This is a genomic window from Zunongwangia sp. L-65 (genome assembly GCF_056859415.1).
This window is the reverse complement of record NZ_JBSXOK010000049.1, coordinates 17767-40511: the sequence shown is the minus strand read 5'-3', so window position 1 is coordinate 40511 and position 22745 is coordinate 17767. Positions and strand designations below refer to the sequence as shown.

34 protein-coding genes are annotated in these 22745 nt (G+C 36.5%); 31 read left to right on the top strand and 3 right to left on the bottom strand.

The features are described from left to right. Positions 1-311: 311 nt before the first annotated feature. From rlmB to AC13DP_RS06440, 3 genes are all read right to left on the bottom strand, one after another. Positions 312-1046, bottom strand: a complete 735-nt coding sequence (rlmB, locus tag AC13DP_RS06450; RefSeq protein WP_013073272.1) for a 23S rRNA (guanosine(2251)-2'-O)-methyltransferase RlmB — start codon at positions 1044-1046, stop codon at positions 312-314. A 102-nt stretch (positions 1047-1148) separates the two neighbouring features. Continuing rightward, positions 1149-2567 carry a SusD/RagB family nutrient-binding outer membrane lipoprotein gene (locus AC13DP_RS06445; RefSeq protein WP_041579082.1) on the bottom strand — a complete coding sequence of 473 codons (1419 nt, stop codon included), beginning with the start codon at positions 2565-2567 and terminating at the stop codon, positions 1149-1151. A gap of 11 nt (positions 2568-2578) precedes the next feature. After that, the gene (locus tag AC13DP_RS06440; RefSeq protein WP_041580108.1) at positions 2579-5812 is read right to left on the bottom strand and encodes a SusC/RagA family TonB-linked outer membrane protein; all 3234 of its coding nucleotides are present in this window, start codon (positions 5810-5812) and stop codon (positions 2579-2581) included. A 372-nt stretch (positions 5813-6184) separates the two neighbouring features. Here AC13DP_RS06440 and rpsL point away from each other — a divergent pair, with 372 nt between their 5' ends. From rpsL to AC13DP_RS06285, 31 genes are all read left to right on the top strand, one after another. Then, on the top strand, positions 6185-6559 hold the full coding sequence (gene rpsL, locus AC13DP_RS06435) for a 30S ribosomal protein S12 (RefSeq protein WP_010230128.1): 375 nt from the start codon (positions 6185-6187) through the stop codon (positions 6557-6559). Between the two features lie 25 nt (positions 6560-6584). Further along, a complete protein-coding gene (gene rpsG / locus AC13DP_RS06430) occupies positions 6585-7061 on the top strand; it encodes a 30S ribosomal protein S7 (protein ID WP_013073268.1) in 477 nt (158 codons plus the stop codon). Positions 7062-7067: 6 nt separating this feature from the next. Continuing rightward, the gene (gene fusA, locus AC13DP_RS06425; protein WP_228250306.1) at positions 7068-9176 is read left to right on the top strand and encodes an elongation factor G; all 2109 of its coding nucleotides are present in this window, start codon (positions 7068-7070) and stop codon (positions 9174-9176) included. Positions 9177-9186: 10 nt separating this feature from the next. Then, on the top strand, positions 9187-9492 hold the full coding sequence (gene rpsJ, locus AC13DP_RS06420; RefSeq protein ID WP_013073266.1) for a 30S ribosomal protein S10: 306 nt from the start codon (positions 9187-9189) through the stop codon (positions 9490-9492). Between the two features lie 139 nt (positions 9493-9631). Continuing rightward, complete coding sequence (rplC, locus tag AC13DP_RS06415; RefSeq protein WP_013073265.1) at positions 9632-10243, top strand: 50S ribosomal protein L3; 612 nt, start codon at positions 9632-9634, stop codon at positions 10241-10243. After that, complete coding sequence (gene rplD / locus AC13DP_RS06410) at positions 10243-10869, top strand: 50S ribosomal protein L4 (protein ID WP_483067450.1); 627 nt, start codon at positions 10243-10245, stop codon at positions 10867-10869. Before rplC ends, rplD begins: the two co-directional genes overlap by 1 nt. 9 nt (positions 10870-10878) lie before the next feature. Beyond that, the gene (rplW, locus tag AC13DP_RS06405) at positions 10879-11169 is read left to right on the top strand and encodes a 50S ribosomal protein L23 (RefSeq protein ID WP_013073263.1); all 291 of its coding nucleotides are present in this window, start codon (positions 10879-10881) and stop codon (positions 11167-11169) included. A 9-nt stretch (positions 11170-11178) separates the two neighbouring features. Continuing rightward, complete coding sequence (gene rplB, locus AC13DP_RS06400) at positions 11179-12006, top strand: 50S ribosomal protein L2 (RefSeq protein WP_013073262.1); 828 nt, start codon at positions 11179-11181, stop codon at positions 12004-12006. Positions 12007-12012: 6 nt separating this feature from the next. Further along, positions 12013-12291, top strand: coding sequence for a 30S ribosomal protein S19 (gene rpsS, locus AC13DP_RS06395; RefSeq protein ID WP_013073261.1), 279 nt, complete (start codon positions 12013-12015; stop codon positions 12289-12291). Positions 12292-12299: 8 nt separating this feature from the next. Further along, the gene (gene rplV, locus AC13DP_RS06390) at positions 12300-12707 is read left to right on the top strand and encodes a 50S ribosomal protein L22 (protein ID WP_013073260.1); all 408 of its coding nucleotides are present in this window, start codon (positions 12300-12302) and stop codon (positions 12705-12707) included. Between the two features lie 7 nt (positions 12708-12714). Next, positions 12715-13434 carry a 30S ribosomal protein S3 gene (gene rpsC, locus AC13DP_RS06385; protein ID WP_013073259.1) on the top strand — a complete coding sequence of 240 codons (720 nt, stop codon included), beginning with the start codon at positions 12715-12717 and terminating at the stop codon, positions 13432-13434. A gap of 17 nt (positions 13435-13451) precedes the next feature. Next, positions 13452-13871, top strand: a complete 420-nt coding sequence (gene rplP / locus AC13DP_RS06380; RefSeq protein WP_041579079.1) for a 50S ribosomal protein L16 — start codon at positions 13452-13454, stop codon at positions 13869-13871. Between the two features lie 12 nt (positions 13872-13883). Next, positions 13884-14075: a 50S ribosomal protein L29 gene (gene rpmC / locus AC13DP_RS06375; RefSeq protein WP_013073257.1), complete on the top strand. Its 192-nt coding sequence runs from the start codon at positions 13884-13886 to the stop codon at positions 14073-14075. Between the two features lie 18 nt (positions 14076-14093). Next, positions 14094-14351 (top strand): 30S ribosomal protein S17, encoded by a 258-nt coding sequence (rpsQ, locus tag AC13DP_RS06370; protein WP_013073256.1) that lies wholly within the window; start codon positions 14094-14096, stop codon positions 14349-14351. A gap of 2 nt (positions 14352-14353) precedes the next feature. Beyond that, positions 14354-14722, top strand: coding sequence for a 50S ribosomal protein L14 (gene rplN, locus AC13DP_RS06365; protein ID WP_013073255.1), 369 nt, complete (start codon positions 14354-14356; stop codon positions 14720-14722). Between the two features lie 12 nt (positions 14723-14734). After that, complete coding sequence (rplX, locus tag AC13DP_RS06360; protein WP_013073254.1) at positions 14735-15046, top strand: 50S ribosomal protein L24; 312 nt, start codon at positions 14735-14737, stop codon at positions 15044-15046. A gap of 2 nt (positions 15047-15048) precedes the next feature. Next, positions 15049-15600, top strand: coding sequence for a 50S ribosomal protein L5 (rplE, locus tag AC13DP_RS06355; protein WP_013073253.1), 552 nt, complete (start codon positions 15049-15051; stop codon positions 15598-15600). A gap of 3 nt (positions 15601-15603) precedes the next feature. Further along, entirely contained in the window at positions 15604-15873 is a 270-nt protein-coding gene (gene rpsN / locus AC13DP_RS06350; protein ID WP_013073252.1) for a 30S ribosomal protein S14, read from the top strand. 59 nt (positions 15874-15932) lie between these two features. Continuing rightward, positions 15933-16331: a 30S ribosomal protein S8 gene (rpsH, locus tag AC13DP_RS06345; RefSeq protein ID WP_013073251.1), complete on the top strand. Its 399-nt coding sequence runs from the start codon at positions 15933-15935 to the stop codon at positions 16329-16331. Between the two features lie 18 nt (positions 16332-16349). Beyond that, a complete protein-coding gene (gene rplF / locus AC13DP_RS06340) occupies positions 16350-16892 on the top strand; it encodes a 50S ribosomal protein L6 (protein ID WP_013073250.1) in 543 nt (180 codons plus the stop codon). 12 nt (positions 16893-16904) lie between these two features. Then, positions 16905-17261, top strand: coding sequence for a 50S ribosomal protein L18 (gene rplR, locus AC13DP_RS06335; RefSeq protein WP_013073249.1), 357 nt, complete (start codon positions 16905-16907; stop codon positions 17259-17261). Between the two features lie 6 nt (positions 17262-17267). After that, entirely contained in the window at positions 17268-17792 is a 525-nt protein-coding gene (rpsE, locus tag AC13DP_RS06330) for a 30S ribosomal protein S5 (protein ID WP_013073248.1), read from the top strand. 13 nt (positions 17793-17805) lie between these two features. After that, positions 17806-17988, top strand: coding sequence for a 50S ribosomal protein L30 (rpmD, locus tag AC13DP_RS06325; RefSeq protein ID WP_013073247.1), 183 nt, complete (start codon positions 17806-17808; stop codon positions 17986-17988). A gap of 9 nt (positions 17989-17997) precedes the next feature. Beyond that, a complete protein-coding gene (gene rplO, locus AC13DP_RS06320) occupies positions 17998-18450 on the top strand; it encodes a 50S ribosomal protein L15 (protein ID WP_483067449.1) in 453 nt (150 codons plus the stop codon). An 11-nt stretch (positions 18451-18461) separates the two neighbouring features. Continuing rightward, positions 18462-19796: a preprotein translocase subunit SecY gene (gene secY / locus AC13DP_RS06315; RefSeq protein WP_347406988.1), complete on the top strand. Its 1335-nt coding sequence runs from the start codon at positions 18462-18464 to the stop codon at positions 19794-19796. Between the two features lie 2 nt (positions 19797-19798). Continuing rightward, positions 19799-20014: a translation initiation factor IF-1 gene (gene infA, locus AC13DP_RS06310; RefSeq protein WP_013073244.1), complete on the top strand. Its 216-nt coding sequence runs from the start codon at positions 19799-19801 to the stop codon at positions 20012-20014. 118 nt (positions 20015-20132) lie between these two features. After that, positions 20133-20249 carry a type B 50S ribosomal protein L36 gene (gene ykgO, locus AC13DP_RS06305; protein ID WP_010519235.1) on the top strand — a complete coding sequence of 39 codons (117 nt, stop codon included), beginning with the start codon at positions 20133-20135 and terminating at the stop codon, positions 20247-20249. Between the two features lie 2 nt (positions 20250-20251). Next, the gene (rpsM, locus tag AC13DP_RS06300) at positions 20252-20626 is read left to right on the top strand and encodes a 30S ribosomal protein S13 (protein WP_013073243.1); all 375 of its coding nucleotides are present in this window, start codon (positions 20252-20254) and stop codon (positions 20624-20626) included. Between the two features lie 8 nt (positions 20627-20634). After that, positions 20635-21027, top strand: a complete 393-nt coding sequence (gene rpsK / locus AC13DP_RS06295; protein ID WP_013073242.1) for a 30S ribosomal protein S11 — start codon at positions 20635-20637, stop codon at positions 21025-21027. Between the two features lie 85 nt (positions 21028-21112). Then, positions 21113-21718: a 30S ribosomal protein S4 gene (rpsD, locus tag AC13DP_RS06290; RefSeq protein WP_013073241.1), complete on the top strand. Its 606-nt coding sequence runs from the start codon at positions 21113-21115 to the stop codon at positions 21716-21718. A 20-nt stretch (positions 21719-21738) separates the two neighbouring features. Further along, positions 21739-22731 (top strand): DNA-directed RNA polymerase subunit alpha, encoded by a 993-nt coding sequence (locus AC13DP_RS06285; RefSeq protein WP_013073240.1) that lies wholly within the window; start codon positions 21739-21741, stop codon positions 22729-22731. Positions 22732-22745 lie beyond the last annotated feature (14 nt).

Here is a 22745-nt window from a genome sequence, read left to right as displayed (position 1 = left end):
TAAGAAATCCGAATCAGTTATTATCTAACAAGAGTGCTCCATGACCATTCAACTTATTTCGTCTTTATAAATGGGATAGATGTGTATAAAAAAATTGTGAATCAATTCTTTTTATAAATTGTTATGACGTTTTCTATTTAGAAATGGGATGATGAAAAATACCAAAACGTATATAGACATATCTAATTCTAATAGATTTGTATGTCATTTTGATGAGCATAGAAGTTTATAGAAAGAATTACCCGATGAAGCTTATGAAAACGGGCTGGAAGATAAGGTCGAAATCAATTTTATGATTATAGGGAGAAGATTTAGATTCGTTGTCGAACTACTTCATATAAAAAAGCACCACAGGCAACAGAAACATTTAAGGAGGCAATTTCGCCATGCATAGGTAATTTAGCTTTATGGTCTATCGTTTTTAGGATAGATGGGGAGATTCCTTTGGCTTCATTTCCCATAATGATTGCCGTAGGCTTTTTGAAGTCTATATTGTAAATTAAATTATCGGTTTTTTCGGTAGCCGCTACGGTTTGAATCCCACTGGACTGCAGGTAAAAAACGGCATCTTTTATATGATTGACTTTACAGATAGGGATATTAAATACTGCACCGGCTGAAGTTTTTACAGTATCAGCGTTTATAGGAGCCGCGCCTTTCTCTGGAATAATGATGGCATCTACTCCGCAGCATTCTGCCGTTCTGATAATCGCTCCAAAATTACGTACATCATTTATTTGATCTAAGAGTAAAAAAAAGGGAACTTCTTTTTTAGCTAATATAGGTTCTACAGTTTCTTCAAGTCCTTTAAAAGCGATTGGACTTATTTTAGCGACAACGCCCTGATGATTGCCTTTGCTAAGTTTGTAGAGTTTTTCTTGCGGAACATAAGAAATGTTGTAATTTCCTTTAGATAAAGTTCTTTTTAATTCTGAAAAAAGCTCACCAGAAAGCCCTTTTTGAATAAATATTTTATCAATACTCTCTCCGCTTTCAATAGCTTCAATAACTGCTCTTATTCCAAAAATTGTTGTAGCTTCTTTCATAATGCAAAAATACTTTAATTTCTGTAGGCATAGAAATTATCTAATAAAAAAACCACCCTGGAGTGGGTGGTTTTTGTTACTGATAGTTTTATAATATATCAATTAGTCTACGTCCCAGAAAATTCTAGTTTGTTGCTCATCACCTCCAATTGCTTCTGAAGCCTCATTGTAATTGCCTTCATTAAGGTTTTGTTCATCGATTGGATATGTGTATCTTAAAGGTACTTCATTTCCAGTATCATCAGGTAAATTAAATTCTGGTGCATCATAAGTTCTCCATGCATTCCATCCTTGGAATGGATTATCATACATTGCGATCCAAAATTGGGTACCTAACTGTTGTTCGGAACCATTGTATGATACATCATCTTGAGAGAGATACGAATCCGCTTCAGATTGTGTTCCTCCCCAATAAAGTATAGATGCTGTAATCCCTTGTTCATAATGTTCTTGTGCAGAACTTCCAACAGAATATCCGTTTAGTGCAGCATCAGAAAGTAAGAATGCAACTTCCGCATAATCCATTAGAATCCCTGGATGGGTTGGTTCTCTAAAAGCTTCGCCTACGTGAGTGAAATTTTGGAAAGAATTACTTGCTCCATAAGTACCCCCTATATAATCACCACTATTCAGGTTGTCATCAAAATAAGCTGTTCTTCTAGGATCTTCCAGGTTATTCATTATGTCAACTATCGTATTTGCTGTCACATAATCTGATCGTCCACTCTGAACTAAATCTTCCCAAAGAGGATTTGTGTTAGGTGGGTTGGCTTCGTATGCTAATATAGCATTATCTGAGTTGCTGCTGAAAACTCCATTACTATAGGCTTCTTCAGTAACTTCTTGAGAAAGGGAAGGGTTAAAATCAGCAATTCTCATACCTAAACGTAATTGAATAGAATTTGCAAATAATTCCCATTTGCTCATATCTCCACCATAAATAACATCAGCTGATGAGTATCCTTGAGAATCTCCGAAATCAATTGCTCTAACTCTAGAAATTAGATCGTTATAGATTTCCTGAGCGTCATCATATTTAGGTAAAGTATTCTCTCTTGCTTGAAGCGCATCTGAATAAGGGATATTTCCAAAAGTATCAACCAATATTTGCCAGGTATATATTTCAATTAATTCTAATTGAGCCGTTCTTGCATTTATTTCTCCTTCGCTGATATATTCATTATTCTGAACTCTTTCTTTAGCATCTTGAATGTTGAATATTACAGTACGATATAATTGAGACCAGTGATTGTCTGGAATACCTCGGTTATTTAAATTATAGTTTGGTTCATCCAGATAAGTGGTGGCCGTCCAATATTGCGAAATGAATCTAAAAATGTTAAAATTTACGTTAGGACTAGCCAATTGATCCTGTAGGTTTTTTACGGATGAAGTGAAAAGAAAATCATCCCCTACATCTGTAGGATTTTTAGGATCTTGATTGTGATTTTGATATTGTTCATCTGTTTGGCAAGACCATAACGTTGCTAAAGCAATGAATGTTAATATATATTTTTTCATCATGGTTCTAATTAAAAGTTAAGTTTAAGGCTAGCACCTATTTCTCTTATCGCGGGATAGGCTCCAGATTGATACCCTTGAATATTACCTGCACTAAGTCCTGCTTCTGGATCAGAATAAGGGATGTTTTTATGTATAATCCATAAATTTCTTCCTATTAATGAGATTGAAGCGTTGGTAAGAGGTAATTTTTCGATTATTTTTTCCCCGAAGTCATAAGTGATATTTGCCTCTCTAAGTTTTACAAATGATGCGTCATATACATGTCCTTTGTTGGCATCCCTAGCATATCCGTATGGGTTCGCGTAGGTTGTAAAGCTTGCGCGAGTTTGGTTAGGCTCACCACTTTCTGTGACTCCTTCTAAAATAGCCCCGCCGCTATCTGCTCCATCTGTAACAGGATCTCTTAATGGGTTACCAAGATCATTAAGGCCAGCTGTTCTGTCATATAATCCTGTTGCGAAACCATACCAGGTATCTAAAGAGAATATGTCTCCACCTTTTTGAACGTCGATAAGAAAACTCAACGTTATATTTTTATATTGAAATGTGTTTTGAACACCTCCAGTCCAATCTGGTTGTATGTTTCCGATGATTTCGTTAGAGCTTGAAGTAGTTAGATAATAACCATTGCTACCAACTATTCTTTGTCCTGTGTTTTCATCATAAACATAATCAGTACCTCTAATAGCACCATAGGCTTGTCCTGGAGTAGCATTAATAGAGACACCTCCTTGAAGAGAAGCTAGTTCTAAGTTTCTAATTCCTTGCGCTAAACTTACAACTTCACTTCGGTTTCTAGCCCAGTTAACATTCATGTTCCAGTTGAAATCTTCGGATCTAATTGGATTTAGACGAAGCGAGGCTTCAAAACCTTTGTTTTCAATGGTTCCTGCATTAAATAATATTCTGCTAAAACCAGTAGCTCTAGATACTGGTACTGGAGTGATCTGATCTTCTGTTTTCATATTATAATATGAAACATCGAAACCAATTCTACGATTAAAGAAATTCGCTTCTAAGCCAATTTCATAAGATTTTGTACGTTCAGGTTTAAGATCAGGATTGTTAAGTGTTCCATTATTGTTTGCAACTCCTGTACCTTGAAAAGGCATTTCAATCTGATAAGTTTGAATAACTCTGTAAGGATCTGTGTCATTACCAACTTCGGCATAATTTGCGCGTAACTTTGCAAAACTTAGCCAGTCTGCTTCAATTAGGTTGGACAAAATTATATTTCCAGATATTGAAGGATAGTAAAATACGTTATTATCAATTGGAAGTGTAGATGAGCGATCTCGACGTAAAGTACCTTCTATGAAATAGGTATCAAGATAGCTTAAGCTAGCTCTTGCATATACACCATCCAGCATTCTAGTTGCATCATATTCATCGGGGGCCTGAAGTGGAGCCGCAGTATTTGATAAAGCGTATATCCCGCGCTGACTAAGACCGCCATTGGTAGATGCTCTTATAAAACTATTGTCATTTCTTCTTAGATTCCATCCTAGGTTTCCATCAAGATTTAAGTCTTCAGCAATATCTGTATTGAAGTTTAAGATAAGATCATAGTTATACTCTGCAAATCTTCCATTGTAACGCGTATATCCAGAAACTCCTGAACTCCCTACATTTCTTCTTTCTTCTTGTAACTCGTCATAAGTGTCAAATGTGAAACGCCCTAAAACGCTGAATATATCATTAATTTCATAATTAAGATTTAGATTTCCAAAATATCTATTACGTGTATCGGTTTGAAAGTTTTCGTAACGTGTCCAGTAAGGGTTGTCAGAATATATTGGATTTCTGTTTAATGGGCTATTTGGATTCCATGTAATGTTGTCTCCTGTCTTGAAGTAAGCATTTTTTTGCTCTTTTACATCTACATTCATTTGCCACCACTGGCGAAATTGTTGCATTGGATTTTCAGAGTCGTAGCCCGTTCCATATCTACCTTTTCCATCTGTTTTAGTATAAGTGATATTTGCTCCGACACTAAAGTTATCAGTTAAGTCCTGTTGCCCACTAAATTTAATGTTATTTCTTTTAATGCTGCTATTAGGTAGATTTCCCTCTTGATCTAAATTGGTAACACTTAATCTAAATTTTCCAGTTTCGCTACCTCCTGATAAAGCTACAGAATTGATCGCAGTATGACCGCTTTCCCAAATCGCATTTGGTGTATTTCTAGCCGCTCTCCATGGAGTTGCTTGTTGATAAGTGTCCTCTAGCTGAGGATAAATAGAATTCCACTGGTACACTGGCTGACCTTCAAAGCGAGCTCCAAAAGAAGCATCTTCTGTAAATGGTGTAAATGGTATAGAGGGGTCAAAACCACCAGGAAGATCTAGATTGTCATAATTGTTGAAATAAGGTGTGTCGTAGTAAGGTCCGTAACCTGCACCGTATTCGGTTTGATAAACTGGTAAAGTATTATCATTTACATGACTAATGGTTAGGGATGAATTTATAGAGATCCCAATACCTTTTCTTTTTGATCCTTTCTTTGTTTCAATAATAATAACACCATTAGCAGCTCGAGCTCCATAAAGTGCTGTTGCGGCGGCACCTTTTAAAACATTGATCGATTCAATATCATTTGGGTTAATATCTGATGCTGCATTTCCGTAATCGTACCCTCCTTGTCCAGATCTTTGTCCAGAAGTATTGGGAGTATCATTACTAATAGGTGTTCCATCAATAACAAATAATGCTTGGTTATTACCTGTTAAAGAAGAGTTACCTCTTATCACAACATTAGAAGATCCTCCTACAGTACCAGAATTGTTAATGCGCAATCCAGCTACTTTACCAGAAAGAGAATTCATGAAGTTTTGTGTAGGGACATCGGATACTTCTGCACCATCTACTGATTGCGTGGCATATCCTAATGATTTTTTTTCTCGAGAAATTCCCAGTGCTGTAACTACTACTTCATCAAGTTGGGCAGAATCAGTCGTCATTGTGACGTCTATGGTGTCAATGTTCTTAACTGTATATTCTGCAGTTTCCATTCCTATGAACGAAAATACCAGAATATCTCCTTGGTCTGCTGATACAGAATAATTTCCGTCAAAATCTGTTTGAGTACCTGTATTGGTTCCCTTAATCAGCACAGTTACACCTGGAAGAGGTAAGCCTTCTTCGTCTGTTACCGTACCACTGATGGTCTTTTCCTGCGCAAAGCTAACATGCGCAATCAATGCCAGCAGTAGTGTTAAAATACTACTTAGTTTTGTTTTCATTTTGAATTTGTTTGAATTAGCCATGTCAAATGTGCTAATAAATGGTTAAGAAATCAAACATAGCAAACCTATTAAAAGGCACGTTATTTCCCTTTTTTGTTAAAATTAAGGTCTATCTGTTTGATTTATAGGGGTAAGCGTTGTAGTGTTAAAGTTTGTGTTTTTTTTATAATTAACAAATTGAATAGGAATTTTAGGATTTTCATAACACTTATTTTAACCTTTCCTGGAAATTACTGAGAAAAATACAAGCATTGAACTTGTGTTTTTTATTTTTCTTCCTAACTGTTTGAATACTTGAAATTTATTTCTACCTTTGCGCACCTTTTTTATAGAAGGTGGTTTAAATTAATAATTAGTGTAAAAGAAATTATGCCAACAATTTCACAATTAGTACGAAAAGGAAGAGCCAAGATAACTAAGAAGAGTAAATCGGCTGCTTTAGATTCGTGCCCTCAAAGAAGGGGTGTTTGTACACGTGTGTATACTACTACTCCTAAAAAACCAAACTCTGCTATGAGAAAAGTAGCTAGGGTAAGGTTGACTAATGGTAAAGAGGTGAATGCCTATATACCTGGTGAAGGACACAATCTGCAAGAGCACTCGATAGTATTAGTTAGAGGCGGAAGGGTAAAAGATTTACCAGGTGTAAGGTATCACATTGTTCGTGGTGCTTTAGATACCGCAGGTGTTGAGGGTAGAACTCAACGTCGATCTAAGTATGGAGCAAAACGCCCTAAGAAGTAATTTATTAAACTTTTAATGTAAAGAAATGAGAAAAAGACAGGCTAAGAAAAGACCACTTTTGCCAGATCCTAAGTTTAATGATCAACTTGTTACGCGTTTTGTAAACATGATGATGTGGGATGGTAAAAAATCTGTTGCCTTTAAGATTTTCTATGATGCTATTGCTATCGTAGAAGAAAAAAAGCAAGATGAAGAGAAATCAGCTCTAGAAATCTGGAAAGATGCGCTTTCTAATGTGATGCCTCATGTAGAGGTTAGGAGTAGAAGGGTTGGAGGTGCTACTTTTCAAATTCCAATGCAAATTAGACCAGATAGAAAGGTTTCTACTGCGATGAAATGGCTTATTAGTTTTGCTCGTAAGAGAAACGAGAAAACAATGGCTGCGAAACTTGCTGCAGAAGTTTTAGCTGCGGCTAAGGAAGAAGGGGCTGCTGTTAAGAAAAGAGTAGATACTCATAAAATGGCAGAAGCGAATAAAGCATTCTCTCACTTTAGATTCTAAGATAAAATGGCACAAAGAGATTTAAAATTTACAAGAAATATAGGTATTGCTGCTCATATTGATGCTGGTAAAACAACAACAACAGAGCGTATACTTTATTATACAGGTATTAGTCACAAGATTGGAGAGGTTCATGATGGTGCTGCTACTATGGACTGGATGGAGCAAGAGCAGGAAAGAGGTATTACTATTACTTCTGCTGCTACACATTGTACATGGCCATATAACGGTCACGAGTATACTGTGAATATTATCGATACTCCGGGTCACGTTGATTTTACCGTAGAGGTAGAGCGTTCATTACGTGTACTTGATGGTGTTGTTGCATTGTTCTCAGCAGTTGACGGTGTAGAGCCACAGTCTGAAACTGTATGGAGACAGGCGGATAAATATCGTGTACCTAGATTAGGTTTTGTTAATAAGATGGATCGTCAAGGTTCAGACTTTTTTAATGTATGCCGTCAGGTAAGAGAAATGTTAGGAGGAAACCCTGTTCCATTACAAGTGCCAATTGGTGAGGAAATGGACTTTAAAGGCGTTGTGGATCTAATTTCTAAAAAAGCGATTATCTGGAACGAAGAGGATATGGGTATGACTTATGAGACTATCGATATTCCTGAAGAATTACAGGCTGATGTAAATAAATACAGAGCTGAGCTTGTTGAAGCTGTTGCAGAATATGATGAGGCATTGATGGAAAAATTCTTCGAAGATGAAGACTCTATCACTGAAGATGAAATTATTGCTGCGTTGAAAGCTGCAACTTGCGATATGTCTATTATACCAATGATGTGTGGTTCTGCTTTTAAAAATAAAGGAGTTCAGGCGATGCTTGATGCGGTAATGCGTTACCTGCCATCGCCAGTGGATGTAGATGCTATTGTAGGGGAAAATCCTGATACAGGTGAAGAAGAAAGCCGTAAGCCTAACGTGGATTCTCCATTTTCAGCTTTAGCGTTTAAAATTGCTACAGATCCATTTGTTGGTCGTTTAGCGTTCTTTAGAGTGTACTCAGGTACTTTGGATGCTGGTTCATATGTTCTTAATGTTCGTTCTGGTAAGAAAGAGCGTATTTCTAGAATCTATCAAATGCACTCTAATAAGCAAGAGCCTATAGATAAAATTGAAGCGGGTGATATTGGAGCGGCAGTTGGTTTTAAGGATATTAAGACCGGTGATACGTTAACTGATGTGAATAAGCCAATTATTTTGGAGTCTATGACGTTTCCGGAGCCCGTAATTGGTATCGCTGTTGAGCCTAAGACAAAGGCAGATGTTGATAAGATGGGTATGGCTTTAGCTAAATTGGCTGAAGAAGATCCTACCTTCCAGGTGAAAACTGATGAAATTTCAGGTCAAACTGTAATTTCAGGTATGGGAGAGCTTCATATCGAAATCTTGGTAGATCGTTTAAAACGAGAATTTAAGGTAGAGGTAAATGAAGGCCAGCCGCAGGTAGAGTATAAGGAAACTGTTACCAGAGCTGCAGATCATAGAGAGGTTTATAAAAAGCAGTCTGGTGGTCGTGGTAAGTTTGCGGATATTGTATTCACAATGGGACCTGTTGATGATGATTTTGAAGGAAAAGGACTTCAGTTTGTTGATGAAATAAAAGGTGGACGTATTCCTAAAGAGTTTATCCCTTCAGTGGAGAAAGGATTTAGAGAAGCTATGAAGAATGGTCCTTTAGCAGGATTTCAGGTAGATACTTTAAAAGTAGTTCTTAAAGATGGATCTTTTCACCCGGTTGATTCCGATCAGCTATCTTTCGAGTTGGCTGCAAAAATGGGATTCAAAGCTGCTGCTAAAAAAGCCGGAGCAGTGATCCTGGAGCCGATCATGAAAATGGAAGTAGTGACTCCGGAAGAAAACATGGGGGATATTGTAGGGGATCTTAACCGTAGAAGAGGTCAGGTAAACAATATGTCAGACAGATCAGGAGCAAAAATCGTAAAAGCAGATGTGCCATTATCAGAGATGTTTGGTTATGTAACCACATTAAGAACACTTTCTTCTGGTAGAGCAACTTCTACTATGGAATTCTCACACTATGCTGAAACTCCTTCTAACATTTCAGAAGAAGTAATTAAAGCAGCTAAAGGATCTAACGAATAATTTTAGGGTAATGAGTCAAAAAATCAGAATAAAATTAAAATCCTACGATCATAATTTAGTAGATAAATCTGCTGAGAAGATTGTAAAGACAGTTAAAACTACAGGTGCTGTTGTAACTGGACCAATTCCGCTTCCAACGCATAAAAAGATATTTACTGTATTAAGGTCTCCTCACGTTAACAAGAAATCTAGAGAACAGTTTGAGCTTAGTTCTTATAAAAGATTGCTTGATATCTACAGTTCTTCTTCCAAAACCATTGATGCTTTAATGAAACTGGAGCTTCCTAGTGGTGTTGAAGTAGAGATCAAAGTGTGATCTTAAAGAAACCTGTTTAAAATTTTAGCGGGTAAAATGTCCTGAGCGTTTCGCAAGGGAAAAACGGGAAAGATACATTCAGGACAGAAGTATTTTTCTGTCCTGTTTTTTTATAAATAAGTAATAATAATCAATAATTATGTCTGGGTTAATAGGAAAAAAAATAGGCATGACTAGTATTTTCGACGAAAATGGGAAGAATATTCCTTGTACCGTTATTGAAGCTGGTCCATGCGTAATTACCCAAGTCAGAACCAATGAGGTTGACGGGTACGAAGCACTTCAACTTGGTTTCGATGACAAAAAGACTGCAAACAAGGCTGCTACAGGGCATGCTAAGAAGGCGGGAGTTGCTGCGCAACGAAAAGTCGTTGAATTCCAAGGATTTGAAGGAGATTACAAATTAGGAGATACCATTAATGTTGAACACTTTAAAGAAGGTGAATTCGTTGATATTTCTGGTACTTCTAAAGGAAAAGGTTTCCAGGGGGTTGTTAAAAGACATGGTTTTGGCGGAGTAGGGCAATCTACTCACGGTCAGCATAACCGTCTAAGAGCTCCTGGTTCTATTGGTGCTGCCTCTTATCCTGCACGCGTGTTTAAAGGTATGCGTATGGCCGGAAGAATGGGTGGTGAAAAAGTAAAAGTTGAAAACCTTAGAGTTTTAAAAGTAGTGGCTGAGAAAAATCTTTTAGTTGTTAAAGGATGTGTTCCAGGGCATAAAAACTCTTACGTAATCATTAGAAAGTAATGGAAGTAGCAGTTTTAGATATTAAAGGAAAAGAAACAGGTAGGAAGGTGAGCCTTGCTGATGCTGTTTTCGGAATAGAGCCAAATGAGCATGCTGTATATCTTGATGTTAAGCAATATCTTGCTAATCAAAGACAGGGTACTCATAAGGCTAAGGAACGTGCTGAAATAACAGGTTCTACTCGTAAACTTAAGAAGCAAAAAGGTACTGGTACAGCTCGTGCGGGTAGTATTAAGTCGCCTGTTTTTAGAGGTGGAGGTAGAATATTTGGTCCTCGTCCAAGAAACTATGGTTTTAAATTAAATAAAGCCTTAAAACGTTTGGCAAGAAAATCTGCTTTATCTATTAAAGCAAATGATAATGCTATTACCGTTGTAGAAGATTTTTCTTTCGATACTCCAAAGACTAAAAACTTCATTGAAGTTTTGAAAGCCATTGGTATTCAGGAGAAAAAATCTCTTATAGTGTTGGGTGAGTCAAATAAAAACGTATATTTGTCGTCACGTAATTTAAAAGGCTCTGAAGTTGTAAGTGTTTCAGAATTAAGTACTTACAAGATATTAAACGCGAAAAGTGTTGTGTTTATGGAAGGGTCTCTAGAAGGATTAGAGTCGAATTTAAGTTAAATAAGCGTTATGAGTATCTTAATAAAACCAATTATTACGGAAAAAGCTACCGCAGAGAGCGAACTTAAAAATTGTTTCTCTTTTGAGGTGAGTAATAAGGCGAATAAGATTGAAATCAAAGATGCAGTAGAATCTGCTTATGGCGTTTCAGTAACTTCTGTTCGTACAATTAACGTCCGTCCAGATCGTAAAACCAGATATACTAAGTCTGGTATGATCACTGGTAAAACTAAAGCTTATAAAAAAGCTATGGTACAGGTGGCGGAAGGTGAAACTATTGATTTATACAGTAATCTTTAAGATTAAAAAATGTCAGTAAGAAAATTAAAACCAATTACTCCTGGTCAGCGTTTTAGAGTAGTTAATGGGTTTGACGCCATTACTACTGATAAGCCGGAGAAGAGTTTACTTGCTCCGTTAAAAAAGTCAGGTGGTAGAAACAGTCAAGGGAAAATGACCATGCGCTATAAAGGCGGTGGTCATAAAAGACGTTACAGAATTGTAGATTTTAAGCGTGATAAACACGGTGTTCCTGCAACTGTAGCTTCTATTGAATATGATCCAAACAGAACGGCCTTTATTGCTTTATTGAACTATCAGGATGGTGAGAAAAGGTATGTTATTGCTCAAAATGGACTTCAGGTAGGTCAAAATATTGTTGCTTCTAACGAAGCGGTTGCTCCTGAAATTGGTAACGCTATGCCGTTGGCAAATATTCCATTGGGTACTGTAGTTTCTTGTATAGAATTAAGAGCTGGTCAGGGAGCTGTTATGGCGAGAAGTGCCGGTGCTTTTGCACAATTGTTAGCAAGAGAAGGGAAATACGCAACTGTAAAGTTGCCTTCTGGTGAGATTAGAAGGATCCTTTCTGTATGTTTGGCAACCATAGGCGCTGTGTCTAATAGTGATCATCAGTTACAAATTTCTGGTAAGGCTGGTAGAAAACGCTGGTTAGGTATCAGACCAAGAACTAGACCAGTAGCGATGAACCCAATCGATCACCCAATGGGTGGTGGTGAAGGTAGAGCTTCAGGAGGTCATCCACGTTCTAGAAAAGGTTTACCTGCAAAAGGCTTTAAAACCCGTACAAGAACAAAGGCGAGTAATAAATATATTGTAGAACGTAGAAAGAAATAATAGAGTATGGCACGTTCATTAAAAAAAGGACCTTTCGTTCACTATAAACTAGAGAAGAAAGTAGCAGATAACGTAGATTCTGGTAAAAAAGCGGTGATCAAAACTTGGTCTAGAGCTTCAATGATTACTCCAGATTTTGTAGGGCAAACTATTGCTGTTCATAACGGTAAACAATTTGTTCCTGTTTATGTTACTGAGAATATGGTAGGTCATAAGTTAGGAGAATTTTCACCAACACGTTCTTTTAGAGGACATGCAGGTGCTAAAAATAAAGGAAGAAAATAATTGAAGCTATGGGAGTTCGTAAAAAAGAAAGAGCAGAGCAAATAAAAGAAGCTAAGAAGCAGACAGCTTTTGCTAAGTTAAATAACTGCCCTACTTCACCAAGAAAAATGCGTTTAGTAGCGGATTTGGTAAGAGGTGAAAAAGTAGAAAAAGCGCTTCAAATTTTAAAATTCAGTCAAAAAGAGGCTTCCTCTCGCTTAGAGAAGTTATTGTTATCTGCTATCGCAAACTGGCAGGCTAAGAATGAGGATGCAAGTATTGAAGATGCTGAATTATTTGTGAAGGAGATTCGTGTAGATGGAGGAAGTATGCTAAAAAGACTTCGTCCTGCTCCGCAGGGTCGCGCACATAGAATTAGAAAGAGATCCAATCACGTTACATTAGTGCTTGGCGAAAACAATAATACACAAAGCTAAGAAGAGTATGGGACAGAAGACAAATCCAATCGGTAATCGCCTTGGTATCATTAGAGGATGGGAGTCCAACTGGTACGGAGGAAATGACTACGGTGATAAATTAGCCGAAGACGATAAGATTAGAAAGTACATCCATGCTCGCCTCTCTAAAGCGAGTGTATCCAGGGTAATAATAGAGCGTACCCTTAAGCTTGTGACCGTTACTATCACTACTGCCAGACCTGGTATTATTATCGGTAAAGGTGGTCAAGAGGTAGACAAGCTTAAAGAAGAGCTTAAGAAGATCACAGACAAAGAGGTTCAAATTAACATCTTTGAAATCAAAAGGCCAGAGTTGGATGCCCATTTAGTTGGGGCCAGTGTTGCAAGACAAATTGAGAACAGGATTTCTTATCGTCGTGCAATTAAAATGGCTATTGCGGCTGCAATGAGAATGAATGCTGAAGGAATTAAAATTGAAATTTCAGGTCGTTTAAACGGTGCTGAGATGGCACGTTCCGAAGCATATAAAGATGGTAGGATTCCTTTGTCTACTTTTAGGGCCGATATTGATTATGCTTTAGTTGAAGCACACACTACTTATGGTAGATTGGGTGTTAAAGTATGGATCATGAAAGGTGAAGTTTACGGAAAAAGAGATTTATCTCCGCTAGTAGGTCTAGCTAAGAAACAAGGAGGTAAAAGTTCCGGACGAGGTGGTAATAATAAATCACGTCGTAGAAAGTAATTTTAAAGTAAAGAAAAATGTTACAACCTAAAAGAACGAAATATCGTAAGCAACAGAAGGGGCGTATGAAAGGTGTGGCTCAAAGAGGTCACCGTCTTTCGAATGGAACATTTGGGATCAAGTCTCTTGATTCTAGTTTCATTACAGCTCGTCAAATCGAAGCTGCGCGTATTGCTGCTACCCGTTATATGAAGAGAGAAGGTTCTATCTGGATTAAAATATTTCCAGATAAGCCTATCACTAAAAAACCTCTTGAGGTTCGTATGGGTAAAGGTAAAGGTGCCGTGGAGTATTGGGCTGCTGTTGTAAAACCTGGAAGAATTATGTTTGAAATTGGTGGTGTGCCATTGGCAACTGCTAAAGAGGCGCTACGTCTTGCAGCACAAAAACTTCCGGTAAGAACTAAATTTATCGTAGCTAGAGATTATCAAGAATAATTTTTTTGAATTATGAAACAATCAGAAGTAAAAGAATTGTCTGTTGCAGAATTGCAGGAAGAGCTTGGTAAATCTCGTAAGGCATATGCAGATTTAAAAATGGCTCATGCTGTTTCGCCATTAGAGAACCCAATACAGTTAAGAGCTGTAAGGAGAAGTATAGCGAGATTAGCTACCGAGTTAACTAAAAGAGAACAACAATAAGTGTTATTCTGCTGAAAGATGGAAAAAAGAAATTTAAGAAAAGAGCGAATAGGTGTAGTTACCAGTAATAAAATGCAGAAATCTATAGTGGTTTCTGAAGTTAAGAAAGTAAAACACCCTATGTACGGAAAGTTCGTATTGAAAACTAAGAAGTACGTAGCTCACGACGAAAAAAACGACTGCAACGAAGGAGATACTGTAAGGATCATGGAAACTAGACCTATGAGTAAATCTAAATGTTGGAGATTAGTAGAAATAATTGAAAGAGCGAAGTAATTATGGTACAACAAGAGTCTAGACTAAAAGTAGCAGATAATACTGGGGCTAAAGAAGTTTTAGCTATTAGAGTATTAGGAGGTACAAAGAAAAGATACGCTTCTGTTGGAGACAAAATTGTTGTCAGCGTTAAAGAGGCTACACCTAATGGAAACATTAAAAAAGGTGCGGTTTCTACAGCAGTTGTTGTTCGTACCAAGAAAGAAGTGCGTAGACCTGATGGATCTTATATAAGGTTCGATGATAATGCGTGTGTGCTTCTAAACCCGGCTGGAGAGATGCGTGGAACACGTGTTTTTGGTCCTGTAGCAAGAGAACTTCGTGATAAGCAATTCATGAAAATTGTATCATTGGCACCTGAAGTGCTTTAATACATTAAAAAAATGGCAAAGCTTAAAATAAAATCAGGAGATACAGTTCTAGTTATTGCTGGTGATCATAAAGGTCAGCAGGGTAAGGTTCAAAAAGTATTTCCAGACAAGAATAAAGCGATTGTGGAAGGGGTTAATACGATCTCTAAACATGAGAAGCCCAGTGCTTCTAATCCACAGGGCGGAATTACTAAGAAGGAAGCTCCAATAAATATTTCTAATCTTTCTTTAATGACCAAAGATGGTAAAGCAACCAGAGTAGGTTATAGAGAAGAAGATGGAAAAAAGGTGAGATTTTCTAAAAAATCAAATGAAGTATTATAGTTATGGCATACGTACCAAGACTTAGAAAAGAGTATGATGATAAAATTAAATCATCTCTTGTAGAAGAATATAGTTACAGCAATGTAATGGAAGTGCCTAAGCTTAAGAAAATCGTTATAAGCCGAGGAGTTGGAGGTGCTGTTGCTGATAAAAAGTTAATTGATCATGCAGTAGATGAGTTAACAGCTATTACTGGTCAAAAAGCAGTTGCAACTATTTCCAAGAAAGACGTTGCTACATTTAAACTTCGTAAGGGAATGCCAATTGGTGCAAAAGTTACTTTACGTGGTTATAGAATGTACGAATTTTTAGATAGATTAATTACCTCTGCACTTCCACGTGTACGTGATTTTGATGGGATTAAAGCTAACGGTTTTGATGGTAGAGGAAATTATAACTTAGGTATTACTGAGCAAATTATTTTTCCTGAAATTGATATCGATGCGGTGAATAGAATCGCAGGTATGGATATTACTTTCGTTACTACTGCTGATACTGATAAAGAAGCGAAATCTTTATTAACTGAACTAGGTTTACCTTTTAAAAAGAATTAAGACATGGCTAAAGAATCAATGAAAGCCCGTGAGGTGAAGAGACAAAAATTGGTAGATAAATATGCTGAAAAAAGGAAAGCTTTAAAAGAAGCTGGCGATTATGAGGCATTACAAAAATTACCAAAAAACTCTTCTCCAGTACGTTTGCATAATCGTTGTAAGCTGACTGGTAGACCAAAGGGATATATGAGACAATTTGGTGTTTCTCGTGTAATGTTTAGAGAAATGGCCAATAATGGTCTTATCCCAGGAGTTAAAAAGGCTAGTTGGTAAATTATAAATTGATTATAGGTTCCATAGTGTAGGAAAACCATAATCGCAAATTAATATAAATGAATACAGATCCAATTGCAGATTTTTTAACGCGTATTAGAAATGCGGTAGCAGCAAACCACAGGGTTGTTGAAATTCCTGCTTCTAACGTTAAAAAAGAAATTACTAAGATTTTATTCGATCAAGGATATATCTTAAGTTACAAGTTTGAAGATAATACCGCGCAAGGTACTATCAAAATAGCTCTTAAATACGATAGAGATACCAAAGACTCTGTAATAAAAGATATCCAGAGGATAAGTAAACCTGGTTTACGTAAATATGCCGGTGCTGGAGAATTACCACGTATTTTAAATGGTTTAGGTATTGCAATCATTAGTACTTCTCACGGAGTAATGACAGATAAGCAGGCCAGAACAGAGAATGTTGGTGGTGAAGTATTGTGTTACGTTTACTAATTCTTAAAATAACAAGAAATGTCAAGAATAGGTAAAAGCCCAATTACAATTCCAGAAGGTGTTAATGTAGACTTTAAAGATGGTTTTGTAACGGTAAAAGGAAAATTAGGAGAGCTTAAGCAAGAAATTAACGATATTGAGGTTAATGTAGAAGATAATGTAATATCTTTTGAGCGTTCTTCTGAGAAAAGTGATCAAAAAGCTAAGCATGGTTTATATCGTGCGTTAGTAAATAATATGATTGAAGGAGTAACTAATGGATTTACTAAAGAGTTAGAATTAGTAGGTGTTGGTTATAGAGCTTCCAATCAGGGACAAAAATTAGATTTAGCTGTTGGGTACTCCCATAATATTGTTATAGATTTAGCTCCAGAGGTTAAAGTTGAAACAATATCAGAAAAAGGGAAAAATCCGGTTGTTAAACTTACTTCTCATGACAAACAGCTTTTAGGACAAGTTGCTGCAAAGATTCGTTCTTTCAGAGTACCAGAACCTTATAAAGGAAAAGGTATTAAATTTAAAGGAGAAATAATTAGAAGAAAAGCAGGTAAATCAGCTTAATAAAGTTTAGTTATGGCATTTTCAAAAGAAAAAAGAAGATTAAAGATAAGAAAGCGTATTCGAAAGAATATTAGCGGAACTGAAAGCCGTCCAAGATTGTCTGTATATAGAAGTAATAAAGAAATTTATGCTCAGATTATAGACGATGTAGCTGGTAAAACTTTAGCTGCAGCTTCTTCTAGAGATAAGGAAGTAAAAGATGCTTCAGGTACTAAAAGTGATATTGCTGAGTTAGTAGGTAAAAATTTAGCAGATAGAGCGAAAAAAGCCGGAGTTGAAACTATTTCTTTCGATAGAGGGGGGTACTTGTATCACGGTAGAGTTAAATCATTAGCAGAAGGTGCTCGTGAAGGAGGACTAAAATTCTAAGAAGATATGTATCAAGATTATAAAAACGTAGAACATGTAAAACCAGGAGGTCTTGAACTTAAAGATCGTTTGGTAGGAGTGCAACGTGTTACTAAGGTTACTAAAGGTGGTAGAGCATTTGGTTTCTCTGCAATTGTAGTAGTTGGTGACGAAAATGGTGTTGTTGGACAAGGTTTAGGTAAATCAAAAGAGGTTGCCGATGCTATTTCAAAAGCCGTTGAAGATGCAAAAAAGAATTTGGTACGTATTCCTTTACATAAAGGAACTTTACCACACGAGCAAAAAGGTAAATATGGTGGAGCAAGAGTTTTACTATTACCTGCTGCAACTGGTACAGGGATTATTGCCGGTGGTGCGATTCGTGCCGTACTGGAGTCTGTAGGAGTACATGATGTACTTTCTAAGAATCAAGGTTCTTCTAACCCTCATAATGTTGTGAAGGCTACTTTTGATGCACTATTACAATTAAGAAGTGCAGATACCGTAGCTAAGCAAAGAGGTATCACGTTGGAAAAACTTTTCAAAGGATAAAATCAGGGATAAGATGGCAAAAATAAAGGTAACTAAAGTAAAAAGTGCAATTAATAGAACTCAGAATCAAAAAAGAGTTTTAGAAGCACTAGGTCTTAGAAAAATAGGACATACTGTAGAGCACCAGGATACACCAAACATCCTTGGTATGATAAATAAAGTTAAACACTTAGTTTCTGTAGAAGAAACAAAATAATAGGTTTACATGGATTTAAGTAACTTAAAACCTGCAAAAGGTTCAGTTAAAAGTAACAATAAACGTGTTGGCCGTGGAGAAGGATCCGGTAAAGGTGGTACCGCTACTCGTGGTCACAAAGGGGCTAAATCACGTTCTGGTTACTCTATGAAGATAGGTTTTGAAGGAGGGCAAATGCCACTTCAACGCCGTGTGCCAAAATTTGGTTTTAACAACAGAAACCGTAAAGAATACCAGGGTATTAACTTAGATACTTTACAAGCATTAGTAGATAATGGTAAAGTTAAAGATACGGTAGACTTAAGTGTACTTGTGGAGAACGGTTTAGCTGGAAAGAATGAGCTAGTTAAAATCTTAGGTAGAGGTGAATTAAAGGCTAAATTAAAAGTATCTGTTCATAAATTTACGACCTCAGCCAAGGAAGCTATTGAAGCTGCAGGAGGTGAAGTTGTTACTTTATAATAGATAGCCAAATGAAATTCATCAATACTATAAAAAATATATGGAAAATCGAGGAACTAAAAAACCGTATTTTAGTTTCCCTCGGTTTACTTTTAGTTTATCGTTTTGGAACTCAGGTTGTACTTCCTGGGATAGATGCCAGTCAGTTAGCGAACTTAGCTAATCAGACAGATAGCGGTTTATTAGGTTTACTTAACGCTTTCACAGGAGGTGCTTTTTCTAATGCCTCTATTTTTGCGCTAGGTATTATGCCATACATCTCAGCTTCTATTGTTGTTCAGCTTATGGGGATTGCAATTCCTTATTTGCAAAAGCTTCAAAAAGAAGGGGAGAGTGGTCGTAAAAAAATAAACCAAATTACCAGATGGTTAACCATAGCAATTACCTTAGTTCAGGGACCAGGTTATATTTATAATCTGTTTAATACCTTGCCACAAAATGCTTTTTTATTAGGAGATAGTTTATCCTTTATTGTTTCTTCTGTGATTATCCTTACTACAGGAACGATTTTCGCTATGTGGCTTGGAGAGAAGATTACGGATAAAGGAATTGGTAATGGTATTTCTCTATTAATTATGGTAGGTATTATTGCCAATCTACCTAAAGCATTCCTTCAGGAATTTGTCTCTAGGTTTGATGGTAGTGGCGGACTTATTATGGTATTGATCGAGTTGGCTATTTGGTTTGCGATTATTCTAGCTGCTGTAATGTTGGTAATGGCTGTTCGCCAAATACCTGTACAGTATGCCAGAAGGTCAGCTACTGGTGGCTATGAGAAAAATGTATTTGGTTCAAGACAATATATACCTCTTAAGCTTAATGCTTCAGGTGTAATGCCAATTATATTTGCTCAGGCTATTATGTTTATCCCAGTAGCTTTGGCCGGTCTTTCAGATTCTGATGCAGCGCAAGGTGTGACTGCTGCATTTAGTGATATATTTGGTTTTTGGTATAATTTAGTTTTCGCACTATTGATTATTGTATTTACTTATTTCTATACTGCGATTACAGTACCAACAAATAAAATGGCAGATGATCTTAAACGTAGTGGAGGATTTATACCGGGTATTCGCCCAGGTTCTGAGACTGCAGAGTACTTAGATCGAATCATGTCACAAATTACACTTCCTGGATCTGTATTTTTAGCAATTATTGCCATTTTTCCTGCGATAATTGTGAAGTTGTTAGGTGTTCAACAAGGATGGGCACTGTTTTTTGGAGGTACCTCTCTATTAATTTTAGTTGGAGTTGCAATCGATACTATGCAGCAGGTAAATTCTTATTTGTTGAATAAACACTATGACGGATTAATGAAAACAGGTAAAAATAGAAAAGCAGTAGCTTAATTATGGCAAAGCAACCAGCAATTGAACAAGATGGAACGATTATCGAAGCATTGTCTAATGCAATGTTTCGTGTAGAGTTAGAAAACGGTCACGTTGTGACTGCTCATATCTCGGGTAAAATGCGTATGCATTATATTAAATTACTACCCGGCGATAAGGTGAAATTGGAAATGAGCCCTTATGATTTAAGTAAGGCGCGCATAACTTACAGATACTAAGAAGTAAATTAAGCTATTAATAATTTTTTCCTTACTTTTGCACACTGAAAAAATTATTAGGCAAATAAGCCTTATGTAAATTTTATTTTTGCATCCGGCGTTATAAAAATTTAGAAAGATGAAAGTTAGAGCATCAATAAAGAAAAGAAGTGCCGACTGCAAGATAGTTCGCAGAAAAGGGCGCCTTTACGTGATTAACAAAAAGAATCCTAGATTTAAACAAAGACAAGGCTAATTATGGCAAGAATTGCAGGGGTAGATATACCTAAACAAAAGCGAGGAGTTATAGCATTGACCTATATCTTCGGAATTGGCAAAAGCAGGGCTCAGGAAATACTTGCTGAAGCTAAAGTTGATGAAAGTAAGAAAGTTTCAGATTGGAACGATGATGAAATTGGTCGTATCCGTGAAGCGGTAGGTAACTACACAATCGAAGGAGAATTACGTACTGAAGTTCAAATGAGTATTAAACGTCTAATGGATATTGGATGTTACAGAGGTATTCGTCATAGATCTGGATTACCTTTAAGAGGTCAGAGAACTAAAAACAACTCTAGAACTAGAAAAGGAAGAAGAAAAACTGTTGCTAATAAGAAAAAAGCAACTAAATAATAAGTAATATGGCAAAGTCAACAAAAACTGCTCAAAAGAAACGTAAAGTAAACGTTGAGTCTATTGGAGAAGCTCATGTTACTGCTTCTTTTAATAATATTATCATTTCTTTGACAAATAAAAAAGGAGATGTTATTTCTTGGTCATCAGCCGGTAAAATGGGATTTAGAGGATCTAAGAAAAATACTCCTTATGCTGCTCAATTGGCGTCTGAAGATGCTTCTAAAGTAGCTCATGAAGCTGGTCTTCGTAAAGTTAAAGTTTATGTTAAGGGGCCTGGTAATGGTAGAGAATCAGCTATCAGATCTATCCATAATAGTGGTATCGAAGTAACTGAAATCGTTGATGTTACTCCACTTCCACATAATGGATGTCGTCCTCCTAAAAGACGTAGAGTATAATTAATTATATAATTAAGAGAGGAAATTACGATTATCGAAGGACGTATGCCTTAATTCATAATCCCTCTCTATAAATCATTTTTAAATGGCAAGATATACTGGTCCTAAGACTAAAATAGCTCGTAAATTTGGCGAGGCTATATTCGGAGATGACAAATCTTTCGAAAAAAGAAATTATCCTCCAGGACAACATGGTAATAACCGTCGTAGAGGTAAGAAATCTGAGTATGCTATCCAGTTAATGGAAAAGCAAAAAGCAAAATATACGTATGGTATATTAGAGCGTCAGTTTAGAAACATGTTTGAAAAAGCTACAAGATCTCAAGGGATTACCGGTGAGGTTTTACTTCAGCTTTGTGAATCAAGGTTAGATAACGTTGTTTTTAGATTAGGTGTTGCTCCATCAAGAAGAGCGGCTAGACAGCTTGTTTCTCACAGACATATAACCGTAAATGGAGAGTTAGTAAATATTCCTTCTTACCAATTGAAAGCTGGTGATGTGGTTGGAGTAAGAGAGAAATCTAAATCTCTACAGGTAGTTCAGGATTCGTTAGCTAATAATAGCAATGTTTATGAATGGATTACTTGGAATAATGAAACAAAACAAGGAACTTTTGTTTCTGTACCTGGAAGAGTTCAGATTCCAGAAAACATAAATGAACAATTCATCGTCGAATTATATTCGAAATAATAATTCACAGAAGTCGTAATATGGCAATACTAAATTTTCAGAAGCCCGATAAAGTTATAATGATTGACTCTACAGATTTCGAAGGGAAATTTGAATTTCGTCCTTTGGAGCCTGGATATGGGTTAACCGTTGGTAACGCTTTAAGAAGAGTGCTGTTATCATCTTTAGAGGGATTCGCGATCACTTCGGTTCGTATCGAAGGCGTTGATCACGAATTCTCAACAATTCCTGGAGTTGTGGAAGATGTTACAGAAATAATATTGAATCTAAAGCAAGTTAGATTCAAAAGGCAAATTGATGAAATAGATAACGAAGCCGTTACAATTTCTGTTTCTGGTGAAGAAGAATTAACCGCTGGTCATTTCCAGAAATTTATTTCTGGTTTTCAGGTACTTAATCCTGAATTAGTAATATGCCATCTTGATAGCAAAGTTAATATCAATATGGAGATTACTATTGAAAAGGGTAGAGGTTATGTTCCGGCAGAAGAAAATAAAAAGGCCAATGCTCCTTTAGGCACTATTTTTACCGATTCTATTTACACTCCAATTAAGAATGTGAAATATAGTATCGAAAATTATCGTGTAGAACAAAAAACTGATTACGAAAAACTTGTTTTCGAAATTATTAGTGATGGTTCTATTCATCCTAAAGATGCGTTAACTGAAGCTGCCAAGACGTTAATTCACCATTTCATGTTGTTCTCTGATGAGCGTATTACGTTAGAGGCTGATGAAATAGCTCAAACCGAAACTTATGATGAAGAATCTCTTCACATGAGACAGCTGCTAAAAACTAAATTAGTGGATATGGATCTTTCGGTAAGAGCATTAAATTGTTTAAAAGCGGCTGAAGTTGATACCTTAGGTGATCTTGTTTCTTACAATAAAAATGATCTTATGAAGTTCCGTAACTTCGGTAAGAAATCATTAACAGAGCTTGAAGAGCTGGTAAGTAACAAAGGATTAAACTTTGGTATGGATCTTTCAAAATATAAATTGGATAAGGACTAATTCACTTTTGTGAA